The organism is Cohnella sp. SGD-V74 (assembly GCF_003001675.1).
Taxonomy (GTDB): domain Bacteria; phylum Bacillota; class Bacilli; order Paenibacillales; family Paenibacillaceae; genus Cohnella.
Window position 1 is genome coordinate 40,351 of the sequence record NZ_PVYW01000022.1, and the last position, 18,898, is coordinate 59,248.

Consider the following 18,898-nt stretch of genomic DNA (forward strand, 5'->3'; position numbering starts at 1 on the left):
CCAAGCTAACTCTTGATCGCCCCGTCCGCAATGCCGTTCAAAATATACTTCTGAAGCAGCAAATACAGCACAATGACCGGCAGCATCGCCAGCACGAGGGAAGCGAGAATCGCGGCCCAATCGTTATTGTACTCGCCGAACAGCATATTGGTTGACAGCAGCAGCGTGTAATCCTTCGAGTCCGTCAGCATCAGCAGAGGAAGCAGGAAGTCGTTCCACATCCACAGCAGATTCAAAATCGCGATCGTCGCCGTCACCGGCAGCAGCAGCGGAAACACGACGACGAAAAACAGCCGAAGCTCCCCGCACCCGTCCACGACGGCCGCCTCGTCCAGCTCGCGCGGAATCGACTTCACGAACCCGTGATACAGGAAAATCGCCATCGACACGCCCAGGCCGATATAGATAAAGCCGAGCCCCACCGTCGAGCCCTGCACGGCCAAATCCTTGGAAATCCGCACGAGCGTAATCATGATCGAGTGAAAAGGAATGAGCATCGACAGCACGAACAGTCCGAACAGAAATCCGCTCAGCTTGCCCGGCGTCCGGGACATTTTGTAGCCGGCCATCGCGGCGAACAGGATGATGCCCGTCAGCCCGACGGCCGCGACGACGACCGTATTGCCCAGACTGCGCAAATAGTCGGTTTTCTCGAACGCGTCGGCGAAGTTGCCGAACTGCAGCTTAGACGGAAAAGCCAAAATGTCGGTAAGCATCTCGCCTTCCGTCTTAAGCGAATTCAGCACGCCCATATAGATCGGAAACAAAGTGAACAAGGCGGCGACGACCAGCGACGCGAAGATCAGCGACGCCCCCGCCCGGCCGGCCAGCCCGTAACGGCGGCTCATGCCTCCACCTCCCTCGTCTTCATAAACCGAAGCTGCACGATCGTGATGACGAAGATGATGAGAAACAGAATCATCGCCTTGGCGCTGGCATAGCCGTACCGGTTCGTAAAACCGAACGCCTCCTCGAAAATATTCAGCGCGACAACCTGAGTCGCCCGTCCCGGTCCGCCGCCCGTCAACGCGTACACGGCGTCGAACGCCTTAAACGACGAGTTCAGCGTCAGGAATACCCCGATCGTCAGCGCGGGATAAATCATCGGCAGCGTAATCCGGCGGAACGTCTGCCAAGCCCCCGCCCCGTCGATTGCGGCCGCCTCCTTCAGCGATCGCGGTACGCCCTGCAGAGCCGCGATATAGATGACCATCAAATACCCGACGCCGCCCCACAGAGACACGATGACGATCGCATAGAACGAATAGCTCGGGTCGCCGATCCAGGACCGGTCCAGGAAGGCCATCCCGGCCTTTTCCACCAGATAGGACGACACCTTCGTGAAAATAAACAGCCACATAAACCCGCCGATAATCATGCTCAGCATGTTCGGCATAAAAAAGATCGTGCGAAACCAAGCTTTGCTCCGCCCCATCGCCTCCACGAAGACGGCGAGCACGATCGCGATCGCGTTTTGCAGCACGACCATGAACGCCACGAACTTCGCCGTAAACGCCAGCGACCGCAAGAACGCCGGATCGTCCGTCAGCGCCTCCGCGTAGTTGGCGAACCCTACCCAGCCGTAGGCGGGATTCAGCCCGTTCCAATTCGTCAGGCTGTAAGCTGCGCCTCCGAAAGCGGGGGCCAGCATGAACGCCGCATAGAAAGCCAGCGCGGGAAAAACGAAGCCCAGCAGCGCGGCCGTCTGTTTGCCATTTTTCGTCAAGCGCATATGCCCGTCGCTCCCGGCTACTGCTGCGCCTGGACGCCTTTGGCCCATGCTTTATCCAGCGTTGCGATTATTTCGTCCTTGGTGACGTCCTTCGCGTAGTAGCTTTGCAGCAGCTTCGCGGTTTCGTCCGTCACGCCGCCCGGCAGCGACAGGTCGAGATACGCTTTGCCTTGCGCCACGTAGGAGCTCGCTTCGGAAATCCACGGGAACGTCTCGTACGTATGCATCGTCGCGACCGGGTTGAACTTGAGTTCCTCGAACAGCGGAGCGGAGGCCTGGTCGTCGAGAATGTAGTTGAGCAGGTCGAGCGCGACTTCCTTGTTTTTGCTCGTCGGGGATACCGCCAGCGACGTCGAGGTCGCCAGGTTGATCATCGCCCCGGCCGGATCGTTGCTGACCGGCAGCGGCGCGACGCCGAACTCCATGTCCGGGTTGACCTTGAGAATCGTCTCCGCCTGCCACGGCCCCTGCACCCACATCGCGCCCTTGCCGCTTGCGAAATCCGCGGAGCCGGCCTCGCCGCCGACCTCGAACGGCTTGCTCGTTCCGTTGGCCATAATCAGGTCGATAATATCGAATACGCTGGCAACGTCCTTGTAAGAGGCCTCGCCCTTGTTCATCCGCTCGATCCAGTCCGGATGGGCCGACGACACCGTACCGCCGAGCGAGAGCGCCATCATCAGCTGCGGAATCCAAGATTCCTGGAACGCCAGTACGAACGGTTTGACATTGGCCGCGTTCAGCTTGTCGATCGCCGCCTGCATCTCGTCCAGCGTCAGCGGAGGCGCGATGCCCTGCTCGGCGAAAATCTTTTTATTGTACAGATATCCCCAGCTCAAGCTCTCCAGCGGCAGCGCCACGACCTTGCCGTCGTAGGTCACCGTGTTGCGCACGCTCTCGTACACCTTCGGCACGAACGGCTGATCGGACAGATCGCTCAGGTAGCCCGCCTTGTAGTAGGTCGGAATATCCGCGATCGCATGCAGCGTAAACAGGTCCGGAGCGTCGTTGGACGCCAGCCGCGTCTGCAAAATCTGCTTCGCCTGATCGGGATTCGGCATCTCCAGCTTGATCGTCACGTCGATGTTTTTCTCCGCCAGCTCCTTGGCCTTGAACTGCGCGAAATACGCCTCGAACTGATCCTTGAACCGCGGAAAGCTCATGAACACCTTAAGCTCGACCTTCTGCGGAGGCGTATCCGCTTTCGCCGATTCGGACGGAGAAGCAGAAGAACTTGGCGAATTCGCCGCCGATGCGGACGGGCTTGTCTCCTTGTTGCCGCCCGAGCCGCACGCCGACAGGAACGATGCGACCAACACGAGCACGAGACCGAAATAAAGCGCTTTCTTCATGGATGAGTACCCCCTTGAGTTGAAATCACCTTCAGTATAGGGGAGCGGCCAACGCCGATCATTCGAGCCTGTTAGCATCCGTCATTGCACTTTATTGATGTTGCGGCTTCGCTTCGTCATCCTTCTTGGCGTAGTCGCCGGGCGTTACTCCGTAATGCTTTTTGAACACCCGGTAGAAATACGCCAGGTCCTCGTACCCCGCCAGCCTGGCCGCGTGCTTGATCGCCAGCTTCCCTTCGAGGATCAGCTCTCCCGCCTTTTCCATCCGCTTGCGCACGATGTAGTCCGACAAATTTTCTCCCGTCTGCGACTTGAATGCCCTGCTCAAATGCTCCTTACTGACGTGAAAACGCTGCGCGAGCGTCTCCAACGAAACCGGCTCGCTGTAGTGGCGGTCGATATGTTCCCGGATCATCGTGACGTCCAGACGCTGGCGCCTGCGCAGGATCGACTCGACCTCGTCGATCGCCTCCCCGTACATCGCTTGCAGCTCCCCGATCGCCTGGTCCGGACTCGCCGACTCTCCGGACGACGCGCGCGGCCGCAAGCCGGCGACGTCCAATTCGTTCTCCGCGGCGAATTCCTCCAGCAGCGACAGAAAATCATGGCTGGCCTTGACGTAAGCCTGCCGCGACTCGCTCAAGCTCCCGATCCATTCGCCCAGCTTCTCCAGCGTCTCCAGCGCGGCGGCCTTGTCCAGCTCCAGCAGGCAGCCTTTCATCCGCTCCCTGATCGCCGCGTACTTCTCCTGCGCCGCCGGATCGGGCAGCGCGAACGGCTCGCGCGGGGGCGCGCCCTCCGCCCGCCTCAACTCCTCGGCGCACAGCGCCAGCGCCGCGTTCAGCTCGTCGCGATCGAGCGGCTTCAGCAAATATTCCACCGCCCGCGAGCGAATCGCCTGCTTTAAGTACACGAAATCGTCGTATCCGCTCATAACGATGATCTTCATCTTCGGGAACTGCTCGTTCATCCGTTTCAGCAGTCCGACGCCGTCCAGACCGGGCATCCGCATATCCGTGATGACGATGTGCGGCCGGCGCTCCTCGATGAGCCTCAGCCCTTCCGTGCCGTCCTCCGCTTCTCCGTCTACGCGCAAGCCCAGCTCGTCCCATTCCGCCAGCGCCTTGACGACCTCTCTCGACCACGGCTCGTCGTCTATAATCGCTACGTTAAACAACGTTCTCCTCCCCCTTCGTCCGAACCGGCAGCTTAAAGGCGACCAGCGTCCCTCTCGCCGCATCGCTGAACAGCCGGAGCCCGCTGCCTGCTCCGAACTGCAGCTTCAGCCGCGCGTCGACGTTTTGCAGCCCGATTCCCTTGCGCTTCTTCGGGCGGTCCGCCGTTCGATCCTCCGTCGCCCGTCTCCTCGTTCCGCTCGCCAGCCCGGCGCGCAGCTCCAGCAGCCGCTCGCGCTCCATGCCGACGCCTTCGTCCCGGATCAGCACGGCGATGCTCCGCGCGCGTCGCTCGATTCGCACCTCGATGCGCCAAGCGCCCTCCTTGCGTTGAAGGCCGTGCTCGAACGCGTTTTCAAGCAGCGGCTGCAGCGTGAACTTCGGTATCGGCGTTCCGAGCGCCTCCTCGTCGACGGTCAGCTCAACGGTGCACCGGCCCTTGAACCGGTTCTCCTGAATAAACAAATAGTTGCGCATATGCTTGAGCTCGTCTTCCAGCGGCACGCGGTCTCCCTCGGTTCCGATCGCGTAGCGCAGCAGCTCTCCGATCACCTGAGTTACCTTGTAGATTTCCGGCGCTCCCTTCGTCAGCGCCATGCCTCCGATCAGGTGTAAGGTATTGTTCAGAAAATGGGGATTGATCTGCGCTTGCAGCGCCTGAAGCTGCGCGTTCTTCAAGTCGATCTCCCGCTCGTACTCGTCTTCGATGAGCTGCCGGATGCGCTGCATCATCGAATTGTAGCCGCGCTCCAGCAGACCGATCTCGTCGCGGCTTTGCGGCGCTTTGAGCTCGAAGCTGTGGATGTGCGCGCTTCTCATCGTGCGCGCCAGGCTGACGATCGGCCGGCTGATCCGCAGCGAGACGAGAATCGACAGCGCGATCGAAGCGGCGGCGAACAAGGCGCCGGTCACGATACCGGCGCGGATCGTCGCGTTGGCGCTGCGGGCGACGGTCGCCAGCGGCACGGCTTTCACGACGGTCAGCTCGCCGTCGTCCACCTTTTTCATGAAGTAATAGTAGCTGCCGGCGCTCTCCGTTCTCAGCTCGGAATCGGATAGCGCAAGCTGTCGAAGATGCGCCGATATTTCCCCGGAAATGTCGGATTGCGTAGAACCGGACAGCAGCTCGCCCTCGTCGTTGAGCAGGAAGACCGAGCTTTCCGGCTCCGACTTCAGAATGCGCCCGACCTCCTCCCACACGTCCCGGTTCAGCCGCACGGACAGTCCGCCCAGCAGCTTGCGGTCCTCGAACCGATAAATGCCGTGATAGGCGGAGATCCCGCTGTCCGTCTGCTTGAAATACATATTGACCGGCTCCCGCAGCAGTCGGCTCCATTCGCCGCTGCCGATGTCGACCGCGGACACCATGCCGCTGCTGGCATAATTCGCCGAAAACGCTTTCTTATTGGCGTGAACGTAGAGCGTCAGCAGGTCGATTTTGCGGGAGTTGGCGAAATAGGCGGACGTCAGCGTGTTCTGAATAAAGTTCTGCGTCCGGTACTGCACGCCGACGTCGGCGCTGTCAACCTCGTTCATGCCGTCCATCAGCGTTTTGTTGATCTGCAGCGTATAGAACAGCACGTCGATCTGCTGGATCAGCTCGTCTAAGTACTGGTCCGCCCACAGCATCCGCGAGCTGTTGGCGGCGATAATTTCCTTTTCCACCGAGGCCCGGGTATTGTTCGTCGCGATCCACGTCACCGTCACGACCGGCAGCGTCGTCAGCGCGATCATGAGCAGCATCAGCCGCAGCCGCAAGCTCGTTCGTCTCATCTTCCCGCCCCTCCCGCGTATCCGTTAGACGTAGGCCCACTCCGAGAAAACGGCGGCTTGTCCTCTATAGCTTCCCTGCTCGTCCGTCACGCTCCACAGCAGCACGTTGCGAATTTCGAACCTGCTGCCGCCGCTGGAAATCCGGATGCCGTAGTAGCCGTCGGAATAGCCTTTTTCCTTGGCGTCCGCCAGCAGCTTCTCCCGCTGGGATCTCTCCATCGGCTCGGCGGTCAGACGCGAAGGCGTCCGCGTGAACTGCTCCCACGTCATCTCCCACAGCTTAAGCGCCGCAGCATTGCCATAGTTCAGCACCGGATCGACCTCCGTCCCATGAGAGAGCAGCACGAACGGCGCGCGAAACAGCGCCGCGGCCGCCTCGCCCGTGGCAGGCACGGGCGCAAGCAAATCGCGCCCCGTCGCTCGGCGGTAGCTGTCCAGCAGCAGACGGGAATGGGTTTCGGATGCGGGGACTTCGTTCGCCTGCCCGTTCTTGAGCTCATTCAGGAGCCCGTTCGCCGCTTTATTCGCCGGCTCATTCGTGAGCTTGTTCGCCGCTTTATTCGTCGGTTCATTTATCGGTTCAGTCATGGCGTTCGGTCAGCTCCGTTCTTTCTTTTGCGTTAGTCTCTATCTATTATAGCAACTTTTGCGCGGTAGAAAGCTAGGATCAAATCGGAAGAAGCCTTACGTCCGGTTCCGCATAAACTAAAATTACGTCTAGTCGAGGCAAAAAATAGATGATTGGCTTGACGAAAACAGAAAAACACCGCTTCGTTTGGTAAGTGAAGGTGACAAGCACTCGCTACCCTACAGAAGAAATATATTCTCTACGGTAGACCAGCAAGTATCACTCAATCAAAGTGCGATTTGTCACGCCTATTTATTCCGCCTTGTATTGTTTGTTTCACCAGAAGAACTGATTCCGGCTCTTGGGCCGGCTACAGGTGTGCGGCTGGGTGTTCGTGCGGATACAATCTCGACTTCCGTGACGGGTCAATATGACCACAACACTGAAGATGACGACGTATTGCATCTGAAGCGCGGCTACTCGAAAGAGCAACGGCCGGATCTCAAGCAATTTCTGTCCGGACTCGCGACGGTCAAAGAGGTACAGTTTTATGGCTCCGTAGAAAACGGATCCTAGCCGATCCTAGATCGTACGGCCAGACGATTCCCAAGCTTCGGGAGGCGCTCTCTCAAGCAGTACCGCAACACAAGCCGATTTACATCGCAGATGCAGCAGTCGTAGACAAAGACAACTTGCAGACCTTTGCCGAGTTTCGTCTACTGTTCATCTCCCTTCTGCCGTCGACCTATAAGGGAGAAACTTCCCCATGCCAAAAGTACTGCGGCTATACAAAGAGCAGCATGAGGCGGAGAGACGGTTCCGCTTTCTGAAAAGTCCGTACTTCGTTGGTCCTTTGTTCTCCGCATAGCGTCGAAGCATTCGCTTACGTAATGCAGTTGGTCCTTCTGCTCTACAGTACGTTCGAACATGTGATACATTCCGAGATGAAGCACGAGAAGAATCCCTCCTGTTACCGGGAGACCGAAAAAGCCGGAAGAGGGTCGACGGTTCGGACATGGACATGTTTGAAACGGTATTAACTTCCGCGCTTGAAATCGGTGGGCAATTGCACCGTGGCATCACGTCGCGTACGTATCCTGAGCGGAGCCGGGTACTTTTCTTCTTTGACTGGGATGCGAGCATCTGCACAGAGTTGGCTTCAAACACGTAAGAAGCTGCGTCAGCATGTCCGCTTATTCCTACGTTTAAACAATTGAAGAAACGGATGAGAATTGTAACGACTGGTTACCTTGCAAACATTCTCGCCAATTCACTCTTAATTATTTCCGGTTTTGTACGAGAAGTCCGTTCGGAAGATAAGATTTAACAATCTTTTTTCGACAAATAAAACTAATCAAATTATAAAAAGTGATAGAAAAAATGCATGGCAACTTTTTAAGTTAAGATTTGTTTAGGTTATATAAGTGAAAAAAAGCAGTTTCACCAAATGATGAATGGGACTTATGGTTTAATTTTCCTATTTGATACATTTCACTATGTACATAGAGAATTTCATTTGGTAGACTCCTAATATAAAATACTTTTAATGGTATTAAAGCAAAATAAAAGAATATAAAGTATGGTTTTTCTCATGTTGATAAGCTGGCCAGCTTCATCATAAAAACTAAGTTCTCGAGGAGGAATAGTTAATGAAAAAACTACTTTCACTGTTCTTAGTTATTGGTCTGCTCTTTGCTGTAAGCACGTCGGCTTTAGCACAAGAGAACACAGAGACCTCAGCGTTATCGACTGCTGAAATCTCGATTGTAATCAACGAGGTCGGCCTTACAGAGGAAGAAGTAGAGTTGTATCCAATCCAATTCTCGAGAGAATTGATAGCCGGGAATGCGAAGAAATTGAGTAATAATAAGCCTCAGAGTTATAATTTAGTAAGTGAAGGGCCGACGAATAGTGGAGGAATTTCTCCCTATGCCTTAACAACTGACGATATAACGCTGAATGGAGCAGCATTTGAAACAACTAGTGATGTCCCCGGAAGTAAAAAGTTTATACTCGTCGGAACATTTTATTGGAACGTCGAACCTTTTTGGAACCTCACAGACAAAATGTCTATCGGGTACCCAGTTACTAATGAATGGTACTTAAGGACATCTGGGGGATCAATTTTAGGTCATTCAAGCGAAATGTGCAATTTCGAAGTATATTGGGATTGTGATGCATCAACAACTCCAGCCAATCATGATTTAGGTGTTGGTGTCGCTGCGAAATTTGATCTTTCCGGTACAGCTGCTGCCATGAAAGGATGGGTGCAACAATACGTATACAGCGAGAAATCGTCTGGGCGTTCTAATGTTTTATTCCGTTACGGACATAAAATTATATCTGGAACTCCTGCGGTTAGTATTTATCCTGTGGGTCTTGCTGTTACACCAAGCACAACTACTGAGACTTTAGATTATGTAATTGACTTCGATTGGGATTAAATAATAGAGAATAGGGGGATCCTCCCCCTATTCTTAACTAAAATTGACGGAGGTTAATTATGAAAGATGTATTAACAAAGATGCTGGGCATTACTGTTGGATCTTTAGTTTCTACAATTTTATTATTCGTGTTAATTGGTAACATAATTGGTGCGTCTACTGACGAAGACAACATAATGGTGATTGCAATTGTAATTTCCCTTCAACTTTCCTTCCTTACTGGTGTATTATTCGCTCGAGGTAATAAAAGATAATAAAGGTCGAATGAGGGGATGCCCCTTTTTTGAGGGTTATTTGTTTTTATATTGTGGCCTTATCCCCTCCGATCCGGTATCGATCACGACATCGCCCTCGACTTGTCTTCTGAATACGGAAGATCGACACCGTCTTGTCGCCGATCGCCTCCTTTACCTGCTCCCGTGCCGCCGCTCGCTCGGCCTCGTAAGCTTTGATCCATTCCGCCGCCTCTTCCGTTTCCCCCTTTTGCCGCTATCCCTTTGAGTCAGTTGAGAGTCACGTCCAGTTGCTCGCGAATTGCATCTATTCTTCCACCATCATCTATCCTGATTTGATGAAGCCTAGCAGCCGTTCCCGGTCTGGCAGACTGACTCGAGCCTCACGGCAACAATCCCTTAAACAAACTAATTTGCTTCTTTTCGAACGGGCCCAAGCCAACCCCTCATCCTCAAGAATCTCGTTCTTTTTCAAAAAATAGTCTCAAACTGAATCATGGGAATACCCAGCAAGCTGCTGAATGCTAATTCATCGCTGCGAGGATGATCAACTGATTAAATGGGATAGCTTATCGCTAAACGCTATAACCAGATTTCTGAACTGTCGGGATAGAGACAAATGGAGGAGATGTCACGGCCGATTCGACAGGAGGCGTACAACCAACCTGACTGGACGGGATACCGGTAAAAGAACGGAAACGGCACTACACACCTATTCAAAATTTGGCACAAAAAACTGAGTAGATGGGCTAGCGGCAAAAGAACGGAAAAGGCACGACGTTCCTATTCAAAATGCGACACAGAAAAGCTGAGTGGACGGGATAGCGACAAAAGAGGCAGAGAACGATAAACCCCGCCCCGCCGCCGGATCATCTCTATCCGCATTTCACATTGGGCATGCCAAATCGCTCTGGCCAGTTCTCTTGGAATTCTCCGAAAAGGGGCGTGATTGTATACTGATATTCAAAAAAAGCATCCAGGTCGGAGGATTCCCGTCCTGAATGCTTCGTCCGCTGCTATCGGGCGCCGTCGGGAAGACGGGCGCCGAAATGACGGCCGGGCGTAAGGAACGCCCGATTCCGATCTCTGAACAGATCGTTGTGCGAGGAGATGGTTTCAATATTCGCCTACTCTTCAAAGCACGTCAGCAACTGGTCGATCGGTAGACGCTTCCCCGCTCGGGGAACGCGATCGAAATAGCCGATATGCAGCGTGCCGACGATTCTCTCCCCCGGCTTCACACCTACGGCGCGATGAAACCGGGGGTCCCAGTTGTATTCGTTCGTTTTCCAGACGACGCCTATCCGCCTCTCCCAGGCGAGCAGTTGAAAATTTTGAATCAGCGCGGAGGCGGCGGAGAAGGCGTCCTCCCATGCTTTCTGCCGGGGATCCGCAGGAATGACGACGAGCAGATGCGCGGGAATCAGCCGACAGAACTGGTCCTCGAACCATTCTCCCCATTCCGCCTTCGTTTCCTTGTTCAATGTGGACATCATCGCCTCGGCGAACTTTTTCCGGCCATCCCCGCAGAACAGAATGAAGCGCCAAGGCTCCTGGCGAGAATGGAACGGGGCCCACGAGGCCGCCTCCAACAGCTCGATCACCAGCCGCTTGTCCAGCGGTTTGCCGTTGAACTTGCGAACGGTGCGCCGGCCGCGGACGGTCGCTTCCAGTGGGCCGATCCCCACCGCGCCGTCGCCGATCGCGGCATCACGCTCGACCCCCGAGGCTTCACGTTCGACTTCCTCCGGTCCCGTCTCGGTTGCGACATCGTCTCTTCCGTCCGCCGTTTCTGCGCCGCCCGAGGCTTCACGCTCGACTGCCGCCGATCCTCCCCCGGTTACGGTATCGTCCCCGGTGTCAGCCGCTCCCGTCTCGGTCACGGCGTGCTGCCCGCCAGCATGTTAGCCATTTCCTTCATCGTCTCACGCACGGTAACAATGTCGCTATTGTAATATTTGAGCGTATCGAGCAAATGAACGTCGCCGTTCTTCACCGCCGGCAGCGACTGCCACAGCGCGGAATCGCGGATCGCCTTGTACTCCTCCTGATCCCCGCTATCCTCCGACACGATGAGCAGCATGATGTCGCCCGCGTATTCCGGCAGCTTCTCCAGCGAGATTTCCACCGCATTGGCCCACTTCGCCTTCGCGATCTCCTCCTGCACCGCTGCAGGTGCCTTCGCCTCCAGAGCGGAGCGCAGCGCGTAACCTCCGAAATTGGTGCTCAGGTAAATACGCAATCGGCCTTTCTGAATACGGAAGATCGACACCGTCTTGTCGCCGATCGCCTCCTTTACCTGCTCCCGTGCCGCCGCGCGCTCGGCCTCGTAGGCTTGAATCCATTCCTGCGCCGCATCCGCCTTGCCCAACACGTCCGCCACGGTCGGCAGCACGTCGTAGATAGGATCTTCGAAGTTAATATAGACGACCGGAGCAATCTTCTCGATTTGGGCCATCGCATCCGGGTAAATCTCGGGCATATACTGTGAGAAAATGATCAAATCGGGCTTAAGATCCAATATTTTCTCCGCATTCGGCGGATCTCCCACATCGTCGATTCCCGTCAACTGATTTTGGGTAAAGGCGTTCTTCAGGTCGTTGGGACCGAGACCGATCGGCTTCACGCCGACGGTGAGCGCCTCGGAGGAAAACTCCGATACGACAACCCGCTGGGGTTGAACCGGAATTTCCACCTCGCGGCCAAGACCGTCCGTGAACAGACGAGTTTCTGCCGCTGAAGGAGCGGATTCGGCGGCAGACGGAGATGGAGACGAAGACGCGGACGGACTTGCCGTCTCGGACGGCGAGGAAGATGATGCAGACGGCGACTGGCTGCAGCCGGTCACCGACGCGAAGAGCAGCAGAACGGCAAGCGCGAACGCTCCTGCAGAGCGGATGCGAGCAAAGTTGGGTTGACTGGGCATGTTGACCTCCAAATGATAGTGATTCTTATTATCATCAAGAAGTATAGCCTCTTTCCCCGTCCTCTGCCATGCAGTCATATGACGTTCAAGATGGATTTTTGTGCGTCGCGCCCATCCGGCCAAGCGCCAATTCCGCCACTTCCTCCGCTTGTCTGAGAATGGATACCGGATCGTACGCCAGCCAGCGCCGAACGTCGAGCTCGTAGACATTCCCCCGCCGAACGGCGGGATAATCCGCCCAGATGCGGGAGCTTCGAATCCGCTCCCATAGCGAGCGGGTCGCTTCGTCCGGCTGCACGACGACGAACAGATGGTCCGCGCCGTAATGGGGCAGCTCCTCCAGCTCGATCACGGAGGAATGGTAGCTGGCGTTGATGACGAACTGCTTGCTCAGCTTGCGCGAGGGAGCCAGTTGCAGCGACTTGTACAGCGGATAGCCCATAATCATGTTTCCATACACTTGGAGCACCTCCGCGCGAACCCTCAACAGCGCGACAGTCTCCTCGCGGAAATAAGCTCTGGCGGCCGCGCGCAGCCCTTCCAGCTTTCGCTCGTAAGCTTCCAGCCACTGCCGGGCTTCCGTCTCCCTGCCCAATACGTCCCCAAGCGACGTCAACTGCCCGTATATCGGATCTTCGTTTTCCTTTACGACATAGACGCGCCCGTGCTCCGCCAAAGCCGACTCATGCTCGTGGCTGTGGGAGACGATCAGCTCGGGCCGATGGGATCTGAGCCGCTCCGGGTCCGGTCCCTTTTCCACCGATGGACCGATATCCTGCGTATAGGCCCCCCAGTCGGCCAGCTCTCCCTGCATGCCGACTACATGCGCGTCGATCGCAACCGGCTCTACGCCCAAGGCGCGCAGATGGCCGTAATAATCCAGGGCCACCACGCGCGGCACGCTCCTTCTCGGACTGTCCGACGGCGCTGCCCCGGTCACTCTCTTGAACACGCGGCTGAAATAATAGGGATCTTCTATGCCGACCTGCTTGGCGACTTCCTTGATCGCCAGCGGCGTGCTTCGAAGCAGTTCCTCTGCGCGTTCCACGCGGATTCTAATTAAATAATCGACGGGAGATTGCCCGGTGTGCTTCTTGAAAATACGAGAAAAATGCTCCGGAGTCAGCCCGGCCATCTCGGCCAGCTGATCTCTCGTCATCTTCTCTCCCAAATGACGTTTCATATAAGCAATAACGGTATCGATTCTGTCCCGCGGCGTTTCCTTTCCCACTCCGCCGAGTCCTCCCCGAGGGGTCTTTCTCGCCCTCCAGTAATTGAGAATAATTCTCAATACCTATTGTAGGGGAATAGGACCCGCTTTTCAACCGGCTATTGCTCCAACGCTCCATCCTGCACATCCTGCGTCCTGGAACCTGCACCTTGCATCCTGCACATCCTGCGTCCTCCATCCTGCATCTTGCATCCTGCGTCTGCTCAGCCTCTCCTTTTGCCCGGACGGACCTCGAAGAGGACTCCTTCGATCCACGTCCCCTGTTCGAAATCCCTGCCCCGCACCTGCACGCGATCCGGATAGACTTCCACGTAATAGCCTTGGCTGCCGTCCTTATGCTCGTCGTCGTCCGTCCACAAGTAACCGACCGAAGCAGCGTTGAACATCGCTGGGAGCCGACTTTCGCCGTTGTAGAAAGCGTAGGGAGTTCCCAATTCCCAATGGGTGTGGCCCGTGAATAAGATCGCATGAGGGTGCCTCGCCAGCACTCCCCGCAGCTCCTCGTCCTGCTCCACGCCGTGCCAGCCTTGCGATTCCCGGGAGCCGGCGACCGTATCTTTCAGCGGCTGATGCAGGAAGACAAACGCCGGCCGTCCCGTGCCGGTCTCCTCGCCCAGCTTGGCGTCCAGCCACTTAAGCTGTTCCTCCGACAGCGAGCAATACAGTTCAAGCCCCTTCTCCGTGCCCAGAAAAAGAAACAGATGCCCCTCTATCCGGTGATCGTGATACGGCCCCGCCATGCGGGTAGCTTCCAGAAAACGTCCCAGTCGCGCATCCCACTTCCCCAGCGCGATATCGTGATTCCCCGTCGCGAACCTCGCGTCCGGCAGCCGGTCTCCGTACTGCCGCCAAATCCGCTTCAGCTCCTCGTACTCTTCCGGAAAACCGTGGTCGGTTACGTCGCCGACGTGCATAATCCCGCAGCTGTCCGCCGCGTTCTCGGCGATGTCCCGAAGCGCGCGTTCCAGATTCCGGTTGTGCACATGCTGCGGATCGGCGGTTACGTGCGTATCCGTGATCACCTGGAAAGACAGCAGCGGCCGTTCGCCGTTCCCTTCATGCCCGATTGCTTCCATTATCCTCCGAGCCTCCTGTCGAAAATATTTCAATTAACACTTCTATTCCTCCGTAATGCCCGCTGCTCCCTAATGCCCTCTGTGACTCGTGCTCAAACCGACGACCCCGATGACGATGACAGCGATCCATCCGATCGAGGCGGGAGACAGCCGCTCTCCGAAAACGACGAAGCCCGCCAGCGCGATCAGCACGATCCCGACTCCCGACCAAATCGCGTAGACGACGCTGACCTCCATGTAGCCGAGCGCGAAGTTGAGAGCCGTGAAGCTGACGCCGTAGAAGACGAACAGCATCACGGAAGGGACGGTTCGGGTAAAGCTCTCCGACAGCTTCATGGATACGGTGCCCAACAGCTCCATGACGATCGCCAATCCAAGAAACAGCCATCCCATCTTTATTCTCCCTCCCTACTCCTACTCCTCTTCCTCTACGGCCAGCTCCCGATAGGAGAAGACGACCGCATCCGCGTCGGCAAGCCGCGCCGAGGCAGAGCTTCCCGGCTCGGCGATTCCGATCGCGACGGCGGCGCCCGCCGTCTTGGCCATTCGCATATCCCCGTTCGTGTCTCCGATCACGGCCACTTCCGCACACGACACGCCGAGCTCGCGGCAAGCCAGCTCCACCATATCGGCATACGGCTTGCCCCGTTCCACCCGATCGGTTCCGACGCAGGCGGCGAAGCAGTCGAGAATGCCGAGCCATTCCAGCTGCCGGACGGCGGAAGCCGTCTCGTCCGCCGTCACGACGGCCAAGGACAGCCCCGCCTCGCGGCAGCGCCGCACGAAATCGAGCGCGTGCGGCAGCGCCGTTACCGGACGGGTCCGCTCCAGATCGGCGTCGGCGTCGCGGCGGCATTCGTCGGCCAGCACCTTCGCCTCCGCCCAGCTCAGTCCCAGACGGTATCCGTGCCAGGTCAATATCGTCTGCAGGTCGCCGACCGTCCCCATGGCGAGCGGACCGCTCCGGTCGTAATCGGCGATCCGTCCGTCCGCGCCGGCCAGCGCGCCCAACCAGGAGCAGGCTTCCTCCGGAAGCGGAGGCAGTCCCCGCTCCCGAAGCCCGAAGGAAAACCGGGCGAGCATCCACTCGCTCCAGCGCCCCCAAGTGTATATGAAATCGAGCAGCGTTCCGTCCTTGTCGAACAGGATCGCCCGTATCGGGTAGCGAACGCCGCCCGCAATCAGATCCGCCATGTCCGTCCTCCTACTTCAGCTTGTCGAGCTCGCGCTGCGCCGTCGCCTTCGCTTCCTTCAGCGCCTCGGCCGCCGGCACGTTGCTGATCTGCACTTTGTCCGCGGCGATCTTGAGCGCGTCGTTGATTTTGCCGCCGGTCGGGTCCTGGAACGGCTCCGAAGCGTGCGCCGCCTGCTTGAGCGGAATCGTGCTTTGCGGATTGGCGGCGCTGTACTCGACGAACGCCGGATCGTCGAGCGCGGACTGCCGAACCGCGATATAGCCGGTGTTCATCGACCAGAAGGCGGTGTTCTCCGGGCTCATGAAGAAGCTGAACCATTTGAAGGCGGCCTGCTGCTGCTCGGGGCTCGCTTTCGCCGGGATGCCGGCCTGGATCGCGCTGGCGACCGGCTTGCCCTCGCCGACGCCTTCCCAGCCGGGCTGCTCCATCGCGGCCAGCTTCGTGAAATCAAGATCGCCCTGGTCGCCGCTCGATCCGGTGTAGCCGGCCGCATTGCCCTTCATGACATCGTCAATCGTCTTGTACCAATACTCCCAGCCTTGACCGCCGTAATGGATGCGCATGATTTGGTCCTCGTGGATCCACTTGCGGAACTGCTCCCACGTGTCGATCCATTCCGCCGAATCGATCGTCACCGTCTTGCCGTCCTCGCTTAGAATGCTCCCGCCCTTGCTCAGCGTGGCGTCGATCATATTGTCGGCGCCCCACATCGGCTCCCAGCCGTAGAACGTCGTTTTGCCGCCGGATTTGACGGTCATCTTGGCCGCGGCCTCGCCCAGCGCCTCCCAGGTGGTCAGGTTCTCGGCTTTGATGCCGTTTTTCTCCAGCGCTTCCTTGCTGTAATACATCACCTGCGTCGTTCCGTACATCGGCAGGAAATATTGCTTGCCGTCCACTTTCCCCTGCTCGAGGAAGGTCGGAATGACGTCGGCCGCGTTAAAATCGGAATTTGCGGCAATCAGATCGTCTATCGAAGCGTAATAGCCTTTGCGCGCCCAGTCCACGTTCGACGACAGCACCGCAGCGGGCACGTCGCCGGATGCGATGGCCGCCTGCAGCTTCTTGCCGGTCTCCGAATAATCGGCCTGAACGACCGGCTTGACGATCACTTCCTGCTGCGAAGCGTTGAACTTGTCGATCAGCGTTTGCATATTCTCGCCGAGCTTGCCGCCCAGGCCGTACCAGAACTCGATCGTCACGGGCGCTTGCGGCGCCGGCGTCTCCGACGGAGAGGCGACGGGCGACTCGCTTGCCGAAGGAGATTGCCCTTCCGAACCTGTCGCGGCCCCTTCGCTTCCTCCGTTTCCTCCGTTCGAACCGCAAGCCGTCGTCAGCAGCAGCGAGCCCAGCAGCAAACCGGCAAATCCCTTTTTCCCAATCAACATGTGTGTTCCCTCCGTTTTTTTATATAGATGGATAACTCCTACCCCTTGCTTGCGCCCGCGGCCAGATCGACGCTCCGCATGATCGTTCGTTGCCCGACCAGGAAGAGCGCCAGCAGCGGCGCGATCGTGAACGCGCTGGCGGCCATGATGAGCGGCCATTTCAGCCCGTAAGCACCCCCTTCCACGAAAAAGCTCCTCAGCCCGGCCGACACGAGCTGCAGATCCGGATCTTTGGTGATCAGCATCGGCCAGAAATAGTTGTTGTACTGCTCGATAAAAGCGATGAGCGCCAGCACGGCGAAGGAGGAACGCGTCAGCGGCGCGATAATCGTCCACAAAATCCGCAAATGCGAAGCCCCGTCGACTTTGCCGGCCTCCACCAGCTCGTGGGAAACCTGCAGGAACGCTTGCCGGATCAGAAAAATCGAAAATACGCTCACGCTGTTCGACACGATCAGGCCCGCGTACGTGTTCAGCAGATGCAGCTTGCCGAGAATGACGTAGCCGGGCAAATAGACGGCCGTGGCCGGCACCATATAGCCGACGAGCACAAGCGCCGTGAAAAAACCTTTGAGCCGAAACCTCATATGGGTCAGGGCGTAAGCCATCATGCCGGAATTGAGGATTTGCAGCACGACGATCGTTCCGGCCACGAATACGCTGTTGAACATGTACCGCGCGAACGGCGCGGCCTGCCAGGCATCGGCAAAATTGCTCCACAACGCCTCCTGCGGCCACAGCGTCGGCGGAAACCGCCAGATTTCGTCGTTCGTCTTCAGCGCGCTCGTCGCCATCCAATAGAACGGGAACGCCATCGCGATCGCGGCCGCCGCGAGCAGCAAATTGCGCAACACCGCGGCAAACCGGTTGGCGGCTCGCATAAAGCTTCTCTCCTTTCGAGGCGGAATCAGGAATAATGAACGGTTCGGCGTCCGACGAAGAACGAGACGAGGGACAACAGAACGCAGCCGACGATAAGCGCGATCGCCACCGAGGAAGCTTCCCCGATCCGGAAGGCGTCGAAGGCCGATTGGTAGTACAAATACAGCAGCGTTCGCGTCGATCCGGCGGGTCCTCCCTGCGTCAGCACGTTGATCTGGTCGTAGGCCTGCATCGCCTGAATGAACTGGACGATGACGAGGAAGAACGTCGTCGGCGAGATCAGCGGAAGCGTCACGCTGACAAGCTTCCTCCAGCCGCCGGCGCCGTCAAGCTCAGCCGCCTCCAGCAGATCCGACGGAATGTTGCGAAGGGCGACGAGGTAGAAAATCATGCACCAGCCCGCCGACTTCCAGACTGTGACGATCAGTACGCCGACGAGCGCCCATTGCGGATCTTGCAGCCAGCGAATTCCCTCCAGGCCGACTCCTCTCAGAACGCTGTTGGCGAGGCCGACCTCCGGCTCGTAGATCCAGGACCAGACGATCGATACGGCGACGGTCGGCGTAACCCAAGGCGAGAACATCAGCAGGCGGTAAAAGGCGCCCGCTCTCATCCGGCCGTTGAACAGCAGGGCGAGCGACAGCCCGATGACGATGACGGGAACGACGCTGCCGAGGCAGAACAGCGCCGTTACGCGCAGAGCTTGATAGAAAGCCGGATCGACGAGCAGATTGCGGTAATTGTCCAAGCCGACGAACAGCTTGTCCGGGCTCATGAAGTCCCACTCCGTAAAGCTCAAATACACGACGTAACCGAGCGGAACAAACCAGAACAGCGTGAGCGGGACCATCGCGGGAAGCGTGAACAGCAGCGCTTTGAGCTCTCCGCCAAGACGAAATCGATTCATCTTTCCCTCCTTTTCTAC

At 57.4% G+C, this 18,898-nt stretch carries 17 protein-coding genes; 2 read left to right on the forward strand and 15 right to left on the reverse strand.

The features are described 5' to 3' along the window. Window positions 1-5: 5 nt before the first annotated feature. From B0G52_RS27740 to B0G52_RS27765, 6 genes are all read right to left on the reverse strand, one after another. Window positions 6-848 carry a carbohydrate ABC transporter permease gene (locus tag B0G52_RS27740; protein WP_094049406.1) on the reverse strand — a complete coding sequence of 281 codons (843 nt, stop codon included), beginning with the start codon at window positions 846-848 and terminating at the stop codon, window positions 6-8. Beyond that, a complete protein-coding gene (locus B0G52_RS27745) occupies window positions 845-1,732 on the reverse strand; it encodes a carbohydrate ABC transporter permease (protein WP_094049408.1) in 888 nt (295 codons plus the stop codon). The genes B0G52_RS27740 and B0G52_RS27745 overlap by 4 nt, the downstream gene beginning before the upstream one ends. Before the next feature lie 17 nt (window positions 1,733-1,749). Further along, entirely contained in the window at window positions 1,750-3,084 is a 1,335-nt protein-coding gene (locus B0G52_RS27750) for an ABC transporter substrate-binding protein (protein WP_094049410.1), read from the reverse strand. 91 nt (window positions 3,085-3,175) lie between these two features. Then, a complete protein-coding gene (locus B0G52_RS27755) occupies window positions 3,176-4,261 on the reverse strand; it encodes a response regulator transcription factor (RefSeq protein WP_158223901.1) in 1,086 nt (361 codons plus the stop codon). After that, window positions 4,254-6,032, reverse strand: coding sequence for a sensor histidine kinase (locus B0G52_RS27760; RefSeq protein ID WP_094049414.1), 1,779 nt, complete (start codon window positions 6,030-6,032; stop codon window positions 4,254-4,256). Before B0G52_RS27760 ends, B0G52_RS27755 begins: the two co-directional genes overlap by 8 nt. 24 nt (window positions 6,033-6,056) lie before the next feature. Then, the gene (locus B0G52_RS27765; protein ID WP_094049415.1) at window positions 6,057-6,620 is read right to left on the reverse strand and encodes an MEKHLA domain-containing protein; all 564 of its coding nucleotides are present in this window, start codon (window positions 6,618-6,620) and stop codon (window positions 6,057-6,059) included. Window positions 6,621-8,249: 1,629 nt separating this feature from the next. Between B0G52_RS27765 and B0G52_RS27770 the strand changes: the two genes are divergently transcribed. Beyond that, the gene (locus B0G52_RS27770) at window positions 8,250-9,044 is read left to right on the forward strand and encodes a hypothetical protein (protein ID WP_094049417.1); all 795 of its coding nucleotides are present in this window, start codon (window positions 8,250-8,252) and stop codon (window positions 9,042-9,044) included. 59 nt (window positions 9,045-9,103) lie between these two features. Next, complete coding sequence (locus tag B0G52_RS27775) at window positions 9,104-9,298, forward strand: hypothetical protein (RefSeq protein ID WP_094049419.1); 195 nt, start codon at window positions 9,104-9,106, stop codon at window positions 9,296-9,298. A 1,106-nt stretch (window positions 9,299-10,404) separates the two neighbouring features. On the opposite strand, the gene B0G52_RS27780 is transcribed toward B0G52_RS27775, so the two are convergent. The 9 genes from B0G52_RS27780 to B0G52_RS27820 all read right to left on the reverse strand — a co-directional run bounded on the left by B0G52_RS27780 (window position 10,405) and on the right by B0G52_RS27820 (window position 18,880). Next, window positions 10,405-11,160, reverse strand: a complete 756-nt coding sequence (locus B0G52_RS27780; protein ID WP_233163131.1) for a nitroreductase family protein — start codon at window positions 11,158-11,160, stop codon at window positions 10,405-10,407. Further along, window positions 11,157-12,203, reverse strand: coding sequence for an ABC transporter substrate-binding protein (locus B0G52_RS27785; RefSeq protein WP_094049421.1), 1,047 nt, complete (start codon window positions 12,201-12,203; stop codon window positions 11,157-11,159). Before B0G52_RS27785 ends, B0G52_RS27780 begins: the two co-directional genes overlap by 4 nt. Window positions 12,204-12,288: 85 nt before the next feature. Then, window positions 12,289-13,434 carry a helix-turn-helix domain-containing protein gene (locus B0G52_RS27790; RefSeq protein WP_094049423.1) on the reverse strand — a complete coding sequence of 382 codons (1,146 nt, stop codon included), beginning with the start codon at window positions 13,432-13,434 and terminating at the stop codon, window positions 12,289-12,291. A 203-nt stretch (window positions 13,435-13,637) separates the two neighbouring features. Continuing rightward, complete coding sequence (locus tag B0G52_RS27795; protein ID WP_094049425.1) at window positions 13,638-14,510, reverse strand: metallophosphoesterase family protein; 873 nt, start codon at window positions 14,508-14,510, stop codon at window positions 13,638-13,640. 69 nt (window positions 14,511-14,579) lie between these two features. Then, the gene (locus B0G52_RS27800) at window positions 14,580-14,903 is read right to left on the reverse strand and encodes a DMT family transporter (RefSeq protein ID WP_094049427.1); all 324 of its coding nucleotides are present in this window, start codon (window positions 14,901-14,903) and stop codon (window positions 14,580-14,582) included. Window positions 14,904-14,924: 21 nt separating this feature from the next. Then, window positions 14,925-15,704: an HAD family hydrolase gene (locus B0G52_RS27805; protein WP_094049429.1), complete on the reverse strand. Its 780-nt coding sequence runs from the start codon at window positions 15,702-15,704 to the stop codon at window positions 14,925-14,927. 10 nt (window positions 15,705-15,714) lie between these two features. Next, window positions 15,715-17,091 (reverse strand): extracellular solute-binding protein, encoded by a 1,377-nt coding sequence (locus B0G52_RS27810; protein WP_094049431.1) that lies wholly within the window; start codon window positions 17,089-17,091, stop codon window positions 15,715-15,717. Window positions 17,092-17,129: 38 nt separating this feature from the next. After that, window positions 17,130-17,972, reverse strand: a complete 843-nt coding sequence (locus tag B0G52_RS27815; RefSeq protein ID WP_094049433.1) for a carbohydrate ABC transporter permease — start codon at window positions 17,970-17,972, stop codon at window positions 17,130-17,132. A gap of 26 nt (window positions 17,973-17,998) precedes the next feature. Continuing rightward, window positions 17,999-18,880 (reverse strand): carbohydrate ABC transporter permease, encoded by an 882-nt coding sequence (locus B0G52_RS27820; protein ID WP_094049435.1) that lies wholly within the window; start codon window positions 18,878-18,880, stop codon window positions 17,999-18,001. Between the last annotated feature and the right edge of the window lie 18 nt (window positions 18,881-18,898).

Coding starts and splice junctions, on each gene's coding strand:
- B0G52_RS27740 (WP_094049406.1), bottom strand. CDS start 848: ATGAGCCGCCGTTACGGGCTGGCCGGCCGGGCGGGGGCGTCGCTGATC.
- B0G52_RS27745 (WP_094049408.1), bottom strand. CDS start 1,732: ATGCGCTTGACGAAAAATGGCAAACAGACGGCCGCGCTGCTGGGCTTC.
- B0G52_RS27750 (WP_094049410.1), bottom strand. CDS start 3,084: ATGAAGAAAGCGCTTTATTTCGGTCTCGTGCTCGTGTTGGTCGCATCG.
- B0G52_RS27760 (WP_094049414.1), bottom strand. CDS start 6,032: ATGAGACGAACGAGCTTGCGGCTGCGGCTGATGCTGCTCATGATCGCG.
- B0G52_RS27765 (WP_094049415.1), bottom strand. CDS start 6,620: ATGACTGAACCGATAAATGAACCGACGAATAAAGCGGCGAACAAGCTC.
- B0G52_RS27770 (WP_094049417.1), top strand. CDS start 8,250: ATGAAAAAACTACTTTCACTGTTCTTAGTTATTGGTCTGCTCTTTGCT.
- B0G52_RS27775 (WP_094049419.1), top strand. CDS start 9,104: ATGAAAGATGTATTAACAAAGATGCTGGGCATTACTGTTGGATCTTTA.
- B0G52_RS27785 (WP_094049421.1), bottom strand. CDS start 12,203: ATGCCCAGTCAACCCAACTTTGCTCGCATCCGCTCTGCAGGAGCGTTC.
- B0G52_RS27795 (WP_094049425.1), bottom strand. CDS start 14,510: ATGGAAGCAATCGGGCATGAAGGGAACGGCGAACGGCCGCTGCTGTCT.
- B0G52_RS27800 (WP_094049427.1), bottom strand. CDS start 14,903: ATGGGATGGCTGTTTCTTGGATTGGCGATCGTCATGGAGCTGTTGGGC.
- B0G52_RS27805 (WP_094049429.1), bottom strand. CDS start 15,704: ATGGCGGATCTGATTGCGGGCGGCGTTCGCTACCCGATACGGGCGATC.
- B0G52_RS27810 (WP_094049431.1), bottom strand. CDS start 17,091: ATGTTGATTGGGAAAAAGGGATTTGCCGGTTTGCTGCTGGGCTCGCTG.
- B0G52_RS27815 (WP_094049433.1), bottom strand. CDS start 17,972: ATGCGAGCCGCCAACCGGTTTGCCGCGGTGTTGCGCAATTTGCTGCTC.
- B0G52_RS27820 (WP_094049435.1), bottom strand. CDS start 18,880: ATGAATCGATTTCGTCTTGGCGGAGAGCTCAAAGCGCTGCTGTTCACG.